Source organism: Nocardia sp. NPDC058114 (genome assembly GCF_042884695.1).
GTDB lineage: Bacteria > Actinomycetota > Actinomycetes > Mycobacteriales > Mycobacteriaceae > Nocardia.
Genome location: NZ_JBHVTK010000009.1, coordinates 99923 through 114914, shown reverse-complemented (window position 1 = coordinate 114914; position 14992 = coordinate 99923). Strand labels below are relative to the sequence as shown.

Sequence of the window (14992 nt, the reverse complement as noted above, 5' to 3'; positions counted from 1 at the left end):
CCGCTGATTCCCCTGCCGGGCACGTCACAAACGTCGCAGCGCGAAGAACGAAATGAGGCGAACACCAGCTGTGAGCAGCTCAACTTCCCAGTTCGGACAGAACCAGTGGCTAGTCGACGAGATGTATCAGAAGTTCAAACAGGACCCGTCCTCGGTCGACGCGAGTTGGCACGAGTTTCTCGCGGACTACACGCCGGAAGCCACCGAATCCGCTAACAGCCAGACACCGGTCGCCTCCTCCGCTCCCTCAGCAGCCGCAGCCCCCAAGGCGGCTGCTGCGCAGACCCCGGCTCCCAAAGCCGTGGTAGCGACGGCACCGCCCAAGCCCGCCGCGGCTCCAGCCGCCGCTCCGGCTCCGGCTCCAGCCGCCGCTCCGGCTCCGGCCGCCAAGACGGTGCGCGCACCGCAGACCACACCTGCACCGGTGTCTAACGCACCGGCCACCACCGCGCCCAAGGCTGCCGCCGCCGGTCCGGAGAACAAGGTGCTGCGCGGCCCCGCCGCCGCGATCGCCAAGAACATGTCGGCCTCGCTGACGATCCCCACCGCGACGTCGGTGCGCGCGATCCCGGCCAAGCTGATGATCGACAACCGCCTGGTGATCAACAACCACCTCGCCCGCACCCGCGGCGGCAAGATCTCGTTCACCCACCTGCTGGGTTACGCGATCGTGCAGGCGATCAAGACGTTCCCGAACCTGAACCGCCACTTCGCCGAGATCGACGGCAAGCCGAACTCGGTCACCCCGGCCCACACCAACCTGGGCCTGGCGATCGACCTCCAGGGCAAGGACGGCAACCGATCGCTGGCCGTGGCCGCCATCAAGGAAACCGAAGACATGAGCTTCGGTCAGTTCCACGCGGCCTACGAGGACGTCGTGCGCCGGGCCCGCGAGGGCAAGCTCGGTAACGACGACTTCTCCGGCGTCACCATCTCGCTGACCAACCCCGGCACCATCGGTACCGTGCACTCGGTGCCGCGCCTCATGCCGGGCCAGGGCGCGATCATCGGCGCCGGTGCGATGGAGTACCCCGCCGAGTTCCAGGGCATGAGCGACGAGCGGATCGCCGATATCGGCGTCGGCAAGCTGATGACACTGACCTCGACCTACGACCACCGCATCATCCAGGGCGCCGAGTCGGGCGATTTCCTGCGCACCATCCACAACCTGCTGATCTCCGACGAGTTCTACGACGAGATCTTCCACGGCCTCGGCGTGCCGTACGAGCCGATCCGCTGGCGCAAGGACATCAGCGCGCGCGGTGTCGACAAGAGCGCGCGGGTGCTCGAGATGATCGCGGCCTACCGCAACCGCGGTCACCTGATGGCCGACACCGATCCGCTGCGCCTGGTCAAGGACAAGTTCCGCAGCCACCCCGACCTCGACGTCACCGAGCACGGCCTCACCCTGTGGGACCTGGACCGCACCTTCGACGTGGGCGGTTTCCACGGCCAGGAGCGGATGAAGCTGCGCGATGTGCTGTCGATCCTGCGTGACGCGTACTGCCGCCACGTCGGTGTGGAGTACACCCACATCCTCGAGACCGATCAGCTCAAGTGGATGCAGGAGCGGGTCGAGCAGAAGCACGTCAAACCGACTGTCGCGCAGCAGAAGTACATCCTGAACCGGCTCAACGCCGCGGAGGCGTTCGAGACCTTCCTGCAGACCAAGTACGTGGGCCAGAAGCGTTTCTCGCTCGAAGGCGCCGAGGCTGTCATCCCGATGATGGACGCCACCATCGACCAGTGCGCCGAGTACGGCATGGACGAGGTCATCATCGGCATGCCGCACCGCGGTCGCCTCAACGTGCTGGCCAACATCGTCGGCAAGCCGTACTCGAAGATCTTCACCGAGTTCGAGGGCAACATGAACCCGGCGGCCACCCACGGCTCCGGCGACGTGAAGTACCACCTCGGTGCGCACGGCCAGTACCTGCAGATGTTCGGCGACAACGAGATCGAGGTCTCGCTCACCGCCAACCCCTCGCACCTCGAGGCGGTCGACCCCGTGCTCGAGGGTCTGGTCCGCGCCAAGCAGGACCTGCTCGACAAGGGCGACGGCCCCGACGGCTTCTCGGTGATGCCGCTGATGCTGCACGGTGACGCCGCGTTCGCCGGTCAGGGCGTGGTGGCCGAGACGCTGAACCTGTCGGGTCTGCGTGGTTACCGCGTGGGCGGCACCATCCACATCGTGGTGAACAACCAGATCGGGTTCACCACGGCGCCGGAGAACAGCCGCTCCACCGAGTACTCCACCGACATCGCGAAGTTCATCGGCGCGCCGATCTTCCACGTCAACGGTGACGACCCGGAGGCCTGCGACTGGGTCGCGCGCCTCGCGGTCGACTTCCGGCAGAAGTTCCGCAAGGACGTCGTCATCGACCTCGTCTGCTACCGCCGTCGCGGGCACAACGAGGGTGACGATCCCTCGATGACCCAGCCGGAGATGTACGACATCATCGACACCAAGCGTTCGGTGCGTAAGGCGTACACCGAATCGCTGATCGGCCGTGGCGACATCTCCATGAAAGAGGCCGAGGACGCGCTGCGCGACTACCAGGGTCAGCTGGAGCGTGTGTTCAACGAGGTCCGCGAGCTGGAGAAGTACGTTCCGGAGCCGTCGGAGTCCGTCGAGGACGACCAGAAGGTGCCCGCCACCGTGGTCACCGCGGTCGACAAGTCGGTGCTGCAGCGCATCGGTGACGCGTTCCTGAACACTCCCGACGGTTTCAACGTGCACCCGCGCGTGAAGCCGGTGCTGGAGAAGCGTCGCGAGATGGCCTACGAGGGCAAGGTCGACTGGGCCTTCGCCGAGCTGCTCGCCTTCGGTTCGCTGATCGACCAGGGCCACGATGTGCGCCTGACCGGTCAGGATTCGCGGCGCGGCACGTTCACCCAGCGTCACTCGGTGATCATCGACCGGATCAACGCCGTCGAGTACACCCCGCTGCACAACATCGGTTCGGAGAAGCCGGGTTGGTTCGCGGTGCACGACTCGGCGCTGAGCGAGTACGCCGCCGTCGGTTTCGAATACGGCTACTCCCTGGGCAACCCCAACGCACTCGTGTTGTGGGAGGCGCAGTTCGGTGACTTCGTCAACGGCGCGCAGTCGATCATCGACGAGTTCATCTCCTCCGGTGAGGCCAAGTGGGGCCAGCTCTCCGACGTGGTGCTGCTGCTGCCGCACGGCCACGAGGGTCAGGGTCCCGACCACACCTCCGGTCGTATCGAGCGGTTCCTGCAGCTGTGCGCTGAAGGCTCGATGACCGTGGCGGTGCCGTCCACCCCGGCGAACTACTTCCACCTGCTGCGCAGGCACGCGCTCGACGGGATCCGTCGTCCGCTGATCGTCTTCACGCCGAAGTCGATGCTGCGCAACAAGGCCGTGGTGTCCGACGTCAAGGACTTCACCGAGTCGAAGTTCCGTTCGGTGTTCGACGAGCCCACCTACGAACAGGGCATCGGCGACACCGCCAAGGTCAAGCGCATCCTGCTCACCTCGGGCAAGCTCTACTACGAGCTGGCCGCGGAGAAGGCCAAGCACAAGCGCGAAGACGTGGCGATCGTCCGGATCGAACAGCTCTACCCGATCCCGACGTACCGCCTCAACGAGGCGCTGGCCAAGTACCCGAACGCGACCGACATCGCCTGGGTCCAGGAAGAGCCGGCCAACCAGGGCGCATGGCCCTTCTTCGGCCTCAACCTCCCCGAGGTGCTGCCCGAGCGCCTGGGCCGTCTGCGCCGCATCTCGCGTCGCGCCATGTCGGCCCCGTCCTCGGGTTCGTCGAAGGTGCACGCCGTGGAGCAGGCCGAGATCATCGGCGAGGCTTTCGAGCCGACCACGTAAGTTCTTCTCGCACAACGGCCTGCGCCGGGTGGATCATCGCGATCCGCCCGGCGTTCGCCGTTTCCGGACACTGTGGCGAGACATCGGTCACAGAGTTCTCTTATCCGGGTGGCAGCGGTGCCACAGTGTGCCCCGGTAATGTCCGGCGCGAACTACCCCAAGGGGCCCGCCCTGATCTGGACTGAGTGGAGGGTGCGACGAAGGAGTGCCCGGAGGGAGGGAAGATCAGGGGCCCGAAGGGCCCCGCTCGAGCGCGCCAGCGCTCAGAAAACACAGGAGCGTGGCATGGCGAACGGACGTAACGGATACCTGCTGTTGGGCGGGATCGCGTCGGTGGGGGCGGGCGCCGTGCATTTCATGGCGGCGGGCATGCACACCGAGCACGCCACGCTGGCGCGGCTGATGGTGGTGCTCGCCGCGATCCAGTGCGCGACCGGGCTGGCGGTCTTGCTGAGCGAGCGGAAGGTGGTCGTGAGCTCGATGCTCGCGGCGAATGCCTTCGCCGCCGCGGTGTGGGCGTTCACCCGGTTCGCCGATGTGGGGTGGATCGCCGGGTTGACCGCGGAGTCACCGCAGGTGGCCGACACCGTGTGCGCGGTGCTGGGTGCGCTGGCCGCCGTCGCCGCGGGCATCGGTCTGCTCCGGCCCACCGCGACCCTGCCGCCGATGCGCTCCGGAATCGCGGCCGCCGCGGTAGGTGTGCTGGCGCTGGCGGCGATGCTCAACGGTGTCGGGCACGTCCACAGTCACGGCGACACCGGCGATCACGCGCATGCCGGGGGCGATGACCACGCGCACGGCGCGGGCGACGATCACGGCACCGAGGCGAACTGGCCGCGCCCGTGGGATCCCACGAAGCCGATCGACCTGTCGGGTGTCGCCGGTGTGACGTCGGACCAGCAGTCGCGCGCGACCAACCTGGTGCGCAGTACGCTCGACGGCCTGCCCGCCTTCTCGGATGTGAACACCGTTGGCGCCCTGGGCTTCCGCTCGATCGGCGACTCGGCCACCGGGTACGAGCACTACATCAACATGAGCTACATCCGCGACAACAACTTCCTCGACCCCGCCCACCCGGAGTCGCTGGTCTATCGGGTCGACGGAACCGGCCGCACCCTCGTGTCGGCGATGTACATCGCCAACGGCAAGAAGATCGACGACCCGAGCCTGGTGGACTTCGGCGGTTCCCTGATGCAGTGGCACGTCCACGACAATCTCTGCTGGAAGGCGGGCGACAACGGCCCCGTGGTCGCCGGTGTCCTCGACGCCCAGGGCAATTGCCCGCCCAACTCCATCAACCCCGGTGCGGGCAATCCGATGGTGCACGTCTGGATCGCCCCGCATCAGTGCGGCCCGTTCGCGGCGCTCGAAGGTCATGGCGCGGGCCAGGCGAGCGCCGACGGCCGGCGCACCGATACGTGCAGTCACGACCACGGCGGCGGCCACAAGTAAGCGGTCATCTCTCAGCCTGGCTGAACCCAGCGGCGCAGGGCGTCGATGGTGGATTCCGGAGACGTGTTGAAACAGAAGCCGATTCCGGGCGCGAGGTCGGAGGCGACATTGATCAGCCGCTCGAACAGCAGGGTGTGTTCGGGCGCCATCCGCACACCCGCGCCGATCATCGCGACCCGGAACTCCCCACCCGCCGCGCATTCGCGCAGGACCGATTCGGCCGCGTCGGGGTCGGCCGGGACCTGGCAGGAGACAATGTCGAAACCTGCTTCGCGCAAGGCGGTTTCGCCTGCGGTGATGCGCGCGGTCAGGGTGGCTTCGTCGATCTGCGGGTAGCGCGTGTAGTCGACGGCGCTGGGGTGCAGACCGATCGACAGCACCGTGCTCGTCTTCGGTTGTGGCACTGGGCTCTCCGTTCTCATCAGGTAGGTGGTGATGCCGAGGCCGGCGAGCACCGCCACGAGCAGGGCGCCCGCCTTCACCACGAGGTGGGGCCCGTTCGGTCGAAGAATCCGCCGGTCGGGCCGTCCCGGTCGGCCGTCGCCACGGCGACGACGGCGTCGGTGCCCTCGGTGACGGTCTGGAAACCACTGTGCCCGTTGAGGTCGGTGGCGGTGTAGCCGGGATCGATCGCGTTGACCTTCATCTCGCCGAGTTCGCTCGCGTACATGACGGTGAGCATGTTCAGCGCCGCCTTGGTGCTCGGGTAGCCGAGGGCGGGCGGCAGCAGGCCCTGCCACTTCGGGTCGGTGACCGTCGCGATGGAGCCGACACCGCTGGACACCATCACGATGCGGGGATGGTCGGACGACCGCAGCAGACCCACGAACGCGTTCGTCACCCGGACCGGGCCGAAGACGTTGGTCTCGAACACTTCTCGCAGATCATCGGGGCCGGTCTCGGAGGGTGCGCTACGGGGACCACCGATGCCCGCGTTGTTGATGAGCACGTCGAGGCGGCCCGCGGTGGCCTTCACGATGTCGGCGGCCGCGGCGACGGAGTCGTCGGAGGTCACATCGAGCGGGACGAATCGAACGTCGACACCGGCCGCGGTGAATTCGGCGGCGGCGGCCTCGCCGAGCGCGGTGTCGCGGGCGGCGAGGAACACCAGCCAGCCGGCTTCGGCCAGTCTGCGCACCGTTTCCCGGCCGAGTCCCTTGTTGGCCCCGGTGACCAAGGCAATCGTTGTCATGGCTCCAGAGTCACCCCGACCCGGCCCGGTCTCCAGTGCTGCCTCGGCATAGGACCCGCGGTACCACCCCTGACCCGCTGTCCTGCGGCACCATGGGAAGGGTGGACAGAGCGGAATTGGCGACGGTATTGCGCACCGCGCGTTCCCGGCTGACCCCCGCCGACGCGGGCCTGCCGGGCGGGTCACGCAGGCAGGTCCCCGGATTGCGGCGCGAGGAAGTGGCCAACCTGGCCGGGGTGAGCGTCGACTACATCGTGCGGTTGGAGCAGGGTCGCGGACCGAAACCGTCGGAGCAGGTGCTCGGCGCGCTGACCAGGGCGCTGCGGCTCACCGATGTCGACCGCGATCTCGTCTTCCGGCTCGCCGGGTCGGAACCGCCGCAGGCCGGGCGGATTCCGATGGTGATCCGTCCCAGCGTGCTGCGGCTGCTGGATCGCCTGGCCGATCTGCCGGTGCTCGTGCTCTCGGCCAAATCCGACGTTCTTGCCTGGAATCCCTTGTCGGCGGCCCTGCTCGGTGATTTCTCCGCGATCCCGGTGGGCCGGCGCAACATCATGTGGCAGCGCTTCCTCGGCACCGGCATGGGCCGCGTCGTGATGACACCCGAGGAGGCCGACAGCAACGCGGCCGCCTGCGTGGGCTGCCTGCGCGCGGTGAAAGCGACCTACCCCGACGACCCCGGCCTGACCCGCCTGCTCACCGAACTACGCACCGGCAGCCCAGAATTCGAGTCACTCTGGCAGGCAGGCCGCTCCAGCGCCATGCACAGCCTCACCAAAACCATCGCCCACCCCGACCTCGGCGCCCTCACCCTCGACTGCGACGCCATGCACGTCCCCGACACCGACCAAACCATCATCATCTACTCCGCCGCCCCCCACACCCACACCGCCACCGCCCTCGACCTCCTCCGAGTAACCGGCCTCGAATCCTTCGCGACACCGCCCACCGAATAACAAATGGCCTCCCCAGGGCTACTCGGATACGGTGCGTTACTCGCGAAGGAGTAACGATGACAACCGCACCACGCACCACCATCCTCTGGCGGCCGACCGGCCCCAAGGAGCTGGCGCTTGTCGCCGAATCCGGTTGGCGCACCTGGCCACCACGCCTACCCGACCAGCCGATCTTCTACCCGGTCCTCAACGAGGCCTACGCGGTGCTGATCGCCCGCGATTGGAATGTGCCCGCGTCCGGCGCGGGATACGTCACCCGCTTCGCAGTCCGAACCGACTACCTCGACAACTACGACGTGCAACAGGCCGGTGGCCGCGACATCCTCGAATACTGGATCCCCGCAGCGGATCTCGACGAATTCAACCGCAACATCGTCGGGGTGATCGAAGTCGTGCGCCGCTTCCCGGAAGGCGCGCCTCTTCCCGAAACGGCGTGACCAGGACATCGAGAGTCAGACGGCTCGGTCAGGGTCGTCACCCGTAGGCCGGATGCCGGGTGCTGTGGACATCCCGGCGGTTCACCTGCTCATGGCGTGGCCGACGGCGCGGATCGTCGCCCGGAGACCCCGAATCGACAGCCGCAACCCTGGTTTTCAGGGCTACCGGTCGGTCGGTTCAGAAGGCAGCATCCATGTCGTCAACTGTGACAACACTTGTCGAAATTGGGAGTTAGCGTGTCGATCGGGAAATTCGTGATGGCGGGCATGGCGATGGTGGCACTCGGTGCGGTGGTGCCCGCTACCGCGGCGGCCGCGCCGACGGTATCGGTCGCCGAGGCGGGGACCGGCAGTGCCGACGCGACCAGCGGGAGCGCCACGTTGGTGATGCTCATCGAGGAGCTGTTCAAGCCGTGCCCGTTCAGCAGCACCGTGTGCCCGGCCACCGATAACTGAGCCGACAGCGAAGGACCCCGGCATCACCTCAGACGGGGTCCTTCGCTGTCGTACCGAGGATCGATCGGGCCTACACGGACGCAGATTCGACGCTATCGGCTCGGTGTGCCGCCACCGCGGCAGCGGTTTCGGCCATCACGAGTTCCGCGTTGATCTGTGCACCGGCCATGGCCCCGGCTGCCGCGGCAGCGCCGACCTGGGCGGACGGGTCGGTGGCATTACCCGCGATCCAGACGCCGGGCACCGAGGTACGGCCGACGGGATCGGCGGGGATATGGTCGCCCATGCCGGAGGGGTGGGGTTCGGGAACCAGGCCGAGTTCGGTGAGGAAGGTGGCGCGGGTGTTCATCCGGGGTGCCACGACCAGCGCATCCCGTGCGATGACGGTGCCGTCGGCGAGCTGGACGCCCGTCAGCCGGTCGGCGCCGAGCACCTCGACCACCTTGCCGTCGACGATCCGAATACCGCGTGCCACCAGCTTTTCCACGTCTTCGTCACTCAATGGATCGGCCGTGTGCGACAGGAAGACGATGTCGTCGCTGAGCTGACTGAACAGCAGCGCCTGGTGCACCGACATCGGGCCGCTCGCCAAGACGGCGATGCGCTGATCGCGCACTTCCCAACCGTGACAGTAGGGGCAGTGCAGGACGTCGTGTCCCCAGTGTTCACGCAGCCCGGGAACGTCGGGGAGCTCGTCGGCGAGTCCGGTGGCGACGAGAACGCGCCGGGCCCGCACGGTCCGGCCGTCGTCGAGGGTCACGAAGAATTCTTCGACATCCGACCGCCGACCCGCCCCCGCCGCAGCGCCGTCACCCGGACCGACCTGAACTGAATCACGCTCGTCCGCAACGATTCCGGGCTCGGGTGCGCGATTCACACGCGCGACGTTCACCACCCGTCCCGCCACCACATCGCCGCCGTACCCGCGCACCTCGGCTCGCCCGAGCTCGAGCAGCTCCAGCGGCGACATCCCCTCCCGCCCGAGCAGTCCGTGCACCCCCTGAGCAGGCGCGTTGCGCGGCGCCCCCGCGTCGATCACGGCCACCGAGCGCCGTGAACGCGCCAGCATCAGCGCCGCGTTCAGCCCGGCGGCTCCACCGCCGAGCACCACCACGTCGTACGAATCATCCAGCTGTGTCATCTCGACCTCCTTCGAGCGTCCACAGTGCATTCCAACGCCGAATACTGGCAACCTTCTTTGCCGATATGGCAAAGTGGGGAGCATGGAGGACCTCGATCAAACCCTCGACTCGGTCGGACCTCGGCTGCGTAACCTGCGCAAACAGCGCCAGACCACCCTCGCCGACCTGGCCCAGGAGACCGGCATCTCGGTGAGTACCCTGTCACGTCTGGAATCCGGCGACCGCAAACCCACCCTGGAGCTGCTGCTCCCCCTGGCCAAGGCATACGGCGTCACCCTCGACGAGCTCGTCGACGCCCCGCCCACCGGCGACCCGCGCATCCACCTGCGCCCGGTCACCCGCCACGGCATGACCATGCTCCCGCTCACCAAGCGCGCGGGCGGCATCCAGGCGTTCAAGATGATCATCGCCCCGGGCGCCCGCGATCGACCCCAGACACCGCAGGTGCACGAGGGCTACGAGTGGCTGTACGTGCTCAACGGTCGCCTGCGCCTGATTCTCGGCGACAACGATCTGATCCTCACCCCCGGCGAAGCCGCGGAGTTCGACACCCATATCCCGCACTGGTTCGGCGCGGCCGACGAACAATCCGTCGAATTCATCAGCCTGTTCGGCAAGCAGGGCGAGCGCGCGCACCTGCGCGCCCGCCCCAAATCCGACTAGGGCAAGCCCGTCGGGGGCGAGCGCACTCACCTGTGCACTCGCCCCGACGGAAGACAGCGAGAATCAGCCGAGCGTGAAGCTCGCGCGTCCCGCGATGTGCTCCAATTCCTGATGCTGGGGCAGGGATTCGTCGGTGGTCACGATCCAGGCCTCCACCCGGCCCTTGCCGGGCGCGGTCCCGAACCCGACGATCACATTGCCCGGCGCGTGCAGGATCTGACCGTTCTCCACGGGGTGCGACTGGCCGTCGCTGTAGCCGGTATCGAGATTGCGGAAGCGTACGGCCACCTGGTAGCGCTGGCAGAAGTCTCCGGTCTGGGTGATCGCCACCCGCACACCGAAGGTGCCCGATTGCGGCTGCGGCACGGTCTGGGCGTTGATGATCGCCGCGCAGTTGGCGCCGGGAGTCCGGCTCAGCGTCGGCGTGAACACCGCGATCGGATCCGACGGCAGCGCGCCGGCGGGCGCACCGAGCCCGACGAGGACGGCGCCGGCGGAAACAACCACGGCCGAGAATTTGCGAATTGTGCTGTTCGTGAGAGTCATACCCACTTCGTCGTGCCGAACAGCCGCACCGTTAGCCACCGCAATGGTCTCGATTCGGCATCCGAATATGTTGTGCCACAACAGATTCAGGGCCACCGGAACTGTGGGCACGCAGCGGCGGAGGGCAGTGCAAGCCCCTCAGTTGTTCGCGACACTCCCGTCGGCGCGTTAACAGCGATCCGGAGAAATTTAGCCCTGGAGCGCGGCGATCAACGCTGGACTCAGCGCCAGCGCGGGCAGCGACTCCACCAGCAGATCGACCAGCGACTCGCGGCTGATCGGCTTGTCGATCATCCAGGTGAGGATGGTCTCCTCGACGAAGGCGATCCAGCCGCGAATGGCCAAGGTGAGCCGGGCCAGATCGGGATCCTCGGGCGGCAGCGGCAGTTCGCTCACGATGAGATCGGCGATGGCGCCGCGGGTTTCGTTGACGTAGTCGGCCATGTCGGGAGTGACGCTGGCGGGCCCGCGCAGCACCGAGCGATACGACGCGGAGTGTTCGGTGGCGTAGTCGACGAATCGTTCGATCGAGTCGCGCAACATGTCGAACAGTGACAACTCGCGGTTGGGCATGATCGCGACGAAGAACTCGGTACTCACGTGCCGGGCGATCGCCTCGTGGAATTCCTGCTTCGAGGCGAAGTAGTGGAACAGCAAGCCCCGCGAGATGCCCGCCTGCTTGGCGATGTCGTCGACCGAGACGTCCTCGAGCGACCGGTCGACCAGCATTTCGGCGCCGAGGGTGATCAGCTGCAGCCGGCGCTCCTCGGGGCTGAGCCGCACACGCTTCGTCTCTCCCGCACTCCTGGTAGTCACACCCGCCATCCTAGCCACTACTGAACCAGGCTCAATAGCTGTTGACTCCGGCTCAATAAGACCGTATTCTGCAATACATGAGTCGTAAGGTTACAGACAACGTTGTCGAGCCCCGGGTCGCTGAAACCCGCCACGTGAAGACGATCATCGTCGGCAGCGGGTTCGCCGGCCTCGGCCTGGCCATCCGCCTGCGCCAAGAGGGTCGCGACGATTTCCTCGTGCTCGAGCGCGGCAGCGAAGTCGGCGGCACCTGGCGCGACAACACCTACCCGGGTGCCGCCTGCGACGTGCCTTCGCACCTGTACTCGTACTCGTTCGCCCCGAACCCGAACTGGACCCGCTCGTTCTCCAAGCAGGGTGAGATCCAGGCGTACATCAAGAGCGTCGCCGAGCGCTACAACGTGCTCGACCGCCATGTCTTCGACTGCGATGTGCAGAGCATCCGCTGGAACGAAGCGGCCGCGCAGTGGGAGATCAGCTCCAGCCAGGGCGAGTTCACCGCCGACACCGTGGTCTCCGCGGTCGGCGCGCTGTGTGAGCCGTCGCTACCCGACATCAAGGGCATCAACGACTTCGAGGGCGAGATCTTCCACTCCGCCCGCTGGAACCACGACGCCGACCTCACCGGCAAGCGCGTCGCGGTGATCGGCACCGGCGCCTCCTCGATCCAGATCGTGCCCGCCATCGCGAGCGAGGTCGCCACCCTCGACGTCTACCAGCGCACCGCGCCCTGGCTGCTGCCGCGTATGGACCGCCCGTACCTGCTGCCCGAGCGGCTGGCGTTCAAGCACATCCCCGCCGTCCAGCGCCTCTCGCGCGCGGCGATCTACGCGGCCCGCGAGACCCAGGTCGTCGGCCTGACCCGCTTCCCCGTGCTGATGAAGGCCTTCGAGGCCCTCTCGCGCGCCAAGCTGCAGATCGAGATCCGCGATCCCGAACTGCGCAAGAAGGTCACCCCGAACTACCGGATCGGCTGCAAGCGCATGCTGATCTCCAACGAGTACTACCCGGCGCTGGATCGCGACAATGTCGACGTGATCACCGACGGCATCGCCGAGGTGAGGGCGGGCTCGATCGTCACCAAGGACGGCACCGAGCGCGAGATCGATGCGCTCATCGTGGCCACCGGTTTCCACGTCACTGACTCCCCGACCTACAACGCGATGGTCGGACGCGACGGGCGCACGCTGGCCGAGGTGTTCGACGACATCGGCCAGCAGGCCTACAAGGGCTCGGCCATCGCGAACTTCCCCAACATGTTCTTCCTGGTCGGCCCGAATGTCGGCCTCGGCCACACCTCGATGGTGTTCATGATCGAATCGCAGATCAACTACGTCAGCGACGCGCTGGCGACGATCGACTCCCAGGGTCTGCGTACGGTCGAGGTTCGCGAAGACGTGCAGCAGGCCTACAACGCCGACCTGCAGGAAAAGTTGGGCAAGACTGTCTGGAACACTGGCGGGTGCGCCAGCTGGTACCTGGACAAGCACGGCAACAACACCACGTTGTGGCCGGACTTCACGTTCGAATTCCGTAGGCTCACACGGCATTTCGATGCCGCCGCCTACACTACGACAACCGCAGACGCCGACAGGGAAGTGGTGGCAGCACAGTGAGCAAAGATGCTTACTTCACGAACAAGGTATGCGTGATCACCGGAGCCGGCTCCGGCATCGGTCGCGCGCTGGCCGAGAATCTGGCCGCGCGTGGCGCCAAACTCGCGCTGTCCGACATCGACGCCGAGGGCCTGGCCCAGACCGTCGCGTCCTGCGAGAAGCTGGGCGCGCAGGTGAAGTCCGACCGGCTCAACGTGGCCGAGCGCGAGGCGTTCCTGCTCTACGCCGATCAGGTGAAGGCGCACTTCGGCGTCGTGCACCAGATCTACAACAACGCGGGCATCGCCTACCACGGCGACGTGATCAAGACCGAGTTCAAAGACATCGAACGCATCATGGATGTGGACTTCTGGGGCGTCGTCAACGGCACCAAGGCGTTCCTGCCGATGCTGATCGAGTCCGGCGACGGCCACGTGATCAACGTGTCCAGCCTCTTCGGCCTGGTCGCCGTGCCCGGCCAGGCGGCCTACAACTCGGCCAAGTTCGCGGTGCGCGGCTTCACCGAGGCGCTGTTCCAGGAGATGAAGGTCGCCAAGGCGCCGGTCAAGGTCACCTGTGTGCACCCCGGTGGCATCAAGACCGCGGTCGCCCGCAACGCCACCTACGCCGAGGGCATGGACGGCGCCAACGCCGCCACCCTGTTCGACAAGTACCTGGCGATTCACACCCCGGAGATGGCCGCACAGACCATCACCGAGGGCGTGCGCAAGGGGCAGGCCCGCGTGCTGATCGGCTGGGAGGCCAAGGTGCTCGACGTGAGCGTGCGCTTCCTCGCCTCCGGCTACAGCCGGATCTCGGCCGTGGTCAACGGCCGCTTCATGCCACACTGACGCTCCTCTGGACCCGAGGAAACTCCATGCGCGAGTTCAAGATTCCGCTGCCGATCGCCCGTGCGTTGCTCGACCCGGTGTTCCGGGTGACACTCAACGCACGGCTACCGGTCGCGGTACAGCGCGTTCTGCTCGACGCGGTCTCCCGGCTGCAGTTGGTGCCCGACGGTTCCGTCGTGCAGCACCTGCAGCTGGGTGGGCGCCCCGCCGAACGCGTGATCGCCGAAACCGCCATTCCGGGTTCGCGTACCCGGGCGGTCCCGCCCGAACGTGCCGCGGGCGCGATCTTGTACCTGCACGGCGGCGGCTATGTGGTCGGCTCGATCGCCACACACCGTTCGCTGGTGGCCGGTCTCGCGCGTGAGACCTCCTGCGCGGTGTATTCGCTGGACTACCGGCTGGCGCCGGAACACCCGTTCCCGGCCGGGCTCGACGACGCCGAGGCCGCGTTCCTCGACCTGGTCGGCAACGTCGGCTACCGGCCCGAGCAGATCTGCCTGGCGGGTGACTCGGCGGGCGGCGGCCTGGCGATGGCACTGGCCCAGCGGCTGATCGAGAAGCATCAGATGACCCCCGCCGCGCTCGGCCTCATCGCGCCCTGGGTGGACCCCACCGAGGTGCCGAGCAGGGATCGCGACCTGGTGATCAACCGAACGTGGTCGCGAGCCTGCGCCGCCCACTACCTCGGCGACTCCGCCGCGACCGAAGCGGGTTACGCCCCGCTGTCGGGCAACCTGATCGGCCTGCCGCCCACCTACGTGCAGGTCGATGTGAGCGAACTCCTGCACGACCAGTGTCGCAAGCTCGTCTCAGCCCTGCGTGGAGCGGGCGTGCACGTCCGCTTCACCGAAACCCGCGGCCTCTGGCATGTCGCGCAACTGCAAGCCGCGCTGGTCACCGAGGCAGCGCTGGCTCTCAGCGAACTCGCGGAATTCCTGCGAGAAGCAATTCAGCCGGTATCGATAGACGATTTACGATAAAGCCTGGTGACGGGCAATTCGGGCGGCGATATCGCGACCCGCCCGAACGTGTCGTAGAT

14 protein-coding genes are annotated in these 14992 nt (G+C 67.0%); 9 read left to right on the top strand and 5 right to left on the bottom strand.

From position 1 onward, the window contains the following. Positions 1 to 52 precede the first annotated feature (52 nt). Together ACFVVI_RS28100 and ACFVVI_RS28095 are read left to right on the top strand one after the other, a co-directional pair. Positions 53 to 3847, top strand: coding sequence for a multifunctional oxoglutarate decarboxylase/oxoglutarate dehydrogenase thiamine pyrophosphate-binding subunit/dihydrolipoyllysine-residue succinyltransferase subunit (locus tag ACFVVI_RS28100; protein ID WP_387447511.1), 3795 nt, complete (start codon positions 53 to 55; stop codon positions 3845 to 3847). Between the two features lie 285 nt (positions 3848 to 4132). Beyond that, positions 4133 to 5299 (top strand): hypothetical protein, encoded by a 1167-nt coding sequence (locus ACFVVI_RS28095; RefSeq protein WP_379314648.1) that lies wholly within the window; start codon positions 4133 to 4135, stop codon positions 5297 to 5299. A gap of 11 nt (positions 5300 to 5310) precedes the next feature. Here the strand turns inward: ACFVVI_RS28095 and ACFVVI_RS28090 are convergent, their stop codons facing one another. Then, a complete protein-coding gene (locus ACFVVI_RS28090) occupies positions 5311 to 5784 on the bottom strand; it encodes a hypothetical protein (protein ID WP_387447510.1) in 474 nt (157 codons plus the stop codon). Beyond that, entirely contained in the window at positions 5778 to 6491 is a 714-nt protein-coding gene (locus tag ACFVVI_RS28085; protein WP_387447509.1) for an SDR family NAD(P)-dependent oxidoreductase, read from the bottom strand. Before ACFVVI_RS28085 ends, ACFVVI_RS28090 begins: the two co-directional genes overlap by 7 nt. Positions 6492 to 6592: 101 nt before the next feature. On the opposite strand from ACFVVI_RS28085, the gene ACFVVI_RS28080 reads away from it, so the two are divergent. From ACFVVI_RS28080 to ACFVVI_RS28070, 3 genes are all read left to right on the top strand, one after another. Next, a complete protein-coding gene (locus ACFVVI_RS28080; RefSeq protein ID WP_378993434.1) occupies positions 6593 to 7447 on the top strand; it encodes a helix-turn-helix transcriptional regulator in 855 nt (284 codons plus the stop codon). 56 nt (positions 7448 to 7503) lie between these two features. After that, entirely contained in the window at positions 7504 to 7884 is a 381-nt protein-coding gene (locus ACFVVI_RS28075) for an ADP-ribosylation/crystallin J1 (protein WP_378993433.1), read from the top strand. Between the two features lie 237 nt (positions 7885 to 8121). Then, positions 8122 to 8340, top strand: a complete 219-nt coding sequence (locus ACFVVI_RS28070) for a hypothetical protein (RefSeq protein ID WP_378993431.1) — start codon at positions 8122 to 8124, stop codon at positions 8338 to 8340. A gap of 70 nt (positions 8341 to 8410) precedes the next feature. Here the strand turns inward: ACFVVI_RS28070 and ACFVVI_RS28065 are convergent, their stop codons facing one another. Beyond that, positions 8411 to 9481 carry an NAD(P)/FAD-dependent oxidoreductase gene (locus ACFVVI_RS28065; RefSeq protein WP_387447508.1) on the bottom strand — a complete coding sequence of 357 codons (1071 nt, stop codon included), beginning with the start codon at positions 9479 to 9481 and terminating at the stop codon, positions 8411 to 8413. A gap of 82 nt (positions 9482 to 9563) precedes the next feature. Between ACFVVI_RS28065 and ACFVVI_RS28060 the strand changes: the two genes are divergently transcribed. Further along, entirely contained in the window at positions 9564 to 10145 is a 582-nt protein-coding gene (locus ACFVVI_RS28060; protein WP_379315163.1) for a helix-turn-helix domain-containing protein, read from the top strand. A 63-nt stretch (positions 10146 to 10208) separates the two neighbouring features. On the opposite strand, the gene ACFVVI_RS28055 is transcribed toward ACFVVI_RS28060, so the two are convergent. After that, on the bottom strand, positions 10209 to 10652 hold the full coding sequence (locus tag ACFVVI_RS28055; RefSeq protein ID WP_378638330.1) for a hypothetical protein: 444 nt from the start codon (positions 10650 to 10652) through the stop codon (positions 10209 to 10211). A 228-nt stretch (positions 10653 to 10880) separates the two neighbouring features. Further along, complete coding sequence (locus ACFVVI_RS28050; protein WP_378993426.1) at positions 10881 to 11516, bottom strand: TetR/AcrR family transcriptional regulator; 636 nt, start codon at positions 11514 to 11516, stop codon at positions 10881 to 10883. Between the two features lie 68 nt (positions 11517 to 11584). Between ACFVVI_RS28050 and ACFVVI_RS28045 the strand changes: the two genes are divergently transcribed. Genes ACFVVI_RS28045 through ACFVVI_RS28035 form a run of 3 tightly spaced genes read left to right on the top strand, consistent with a single transcriptional unit; the run spans position 11585 to position 14933 of the window. After that, entirely contained in the window at positions 11585 to 13123 is a 1539-nt protein-coding gene (locus ACFVVI_RS28045) for a flavin-containing monooxygenase (RefSeq protein ID WP_387447507.1), read from the top strand. Then, complete coding sequence (locus tag ACFVVI_RS28040; RefSeq protein ID WP_378993422.1) at positions 13120 to 13953, top strand: SDR family NAD(P)-dependent oxidoreductase; 834 nt, start codon at positions 13120 to 13122, stop codon at positions 13951 to 13953. The genes ACFVVI_RS28045 and ACFVVI_RS28040 overlap by 4 nt, the downstream gene beginning before the upstream one ends. A gap of 26 nt (positions 13954 to 13979) precedes the next feature. Then, a complete protein-coding gene (locus ACFVVI_RS28035; RefSeq protein WP_378993420.1) occupies positions 13980 to 14933 on the top strand; it encodes an alpha/beta hydrolase in 954 nt (317 codons plus the stop codon). The last annotated feature ends 59 nt before the right edge of the window (positions 14934 to 14992 follow it).

Bases quoted from the DNA above. Each gene is read 5' to 3' on its own strand.
- ACFVVI_RS28065 (WP_387447508.1), bottom strand. From the start codon at position 9,481: ATGACACAGCTGGATGATTCGTACGACGTGGTGGTGCTCGGCGGTGGA.
- ACFVVI_RS28100 (WP_387447511.1), top strand. From the start codon at position 53: ATGAGGCGAACACCAGCTGTGAGCAGCTCAACTTCCCAGTTCGGACAG.
- ACFVVI_RS28050 (WP_378993426.1), bottom strand. From the start codon at position 11,516: ATGGCGGGTGTGACTACCAGGAGTGCGGGAGAGACGAAGCGTGTGCGG.
- ACFVVI_RS28035 (WP_378993420.1), top strand. From the start codon at position 13,980: ATGCGCGAGTTCAAGATTCCGCTGCCGATCGCCCGTGCGTTGCTCGAC.
- ACFVVI_RS28095 (WP_379314648.1), top strand. From the start codon at position 4,133: ATGGCGAACGGACGTAACGGATACCTGCTGTTGGGCGGGATCGCGTCG.
- ACFVVI_RS28060 (WP_379315163.1), top strand. From the start codon at position 9,564: ATGGAGGACCTCGATCAAACCCTCGACTCGGTCGGACCTCGGCTGCGT.
- ACFVVI_RS28045 (WP_387447507.1), top strand. From the start codon at position 11,585: ATGAGTCGTAAGGTTACAGACAACGTTGTCGAGCCCCGGGTCGCTGAA.
- ACFVVI_RS28085 (WP_387447509.1), bottom strand. From the start codon at position 6,491: ATGACAACGATTGCCTTGGTCACCGGGGCCAACAAGGGACTCGGCCGG.
- ACFVVI_RS28075 (WP_378993433.1), top strand. From the start codon at position 7,504: ATGACAACCGCACCACGCACCACCATCCTCTGGCGGCCGACCGGCCCC.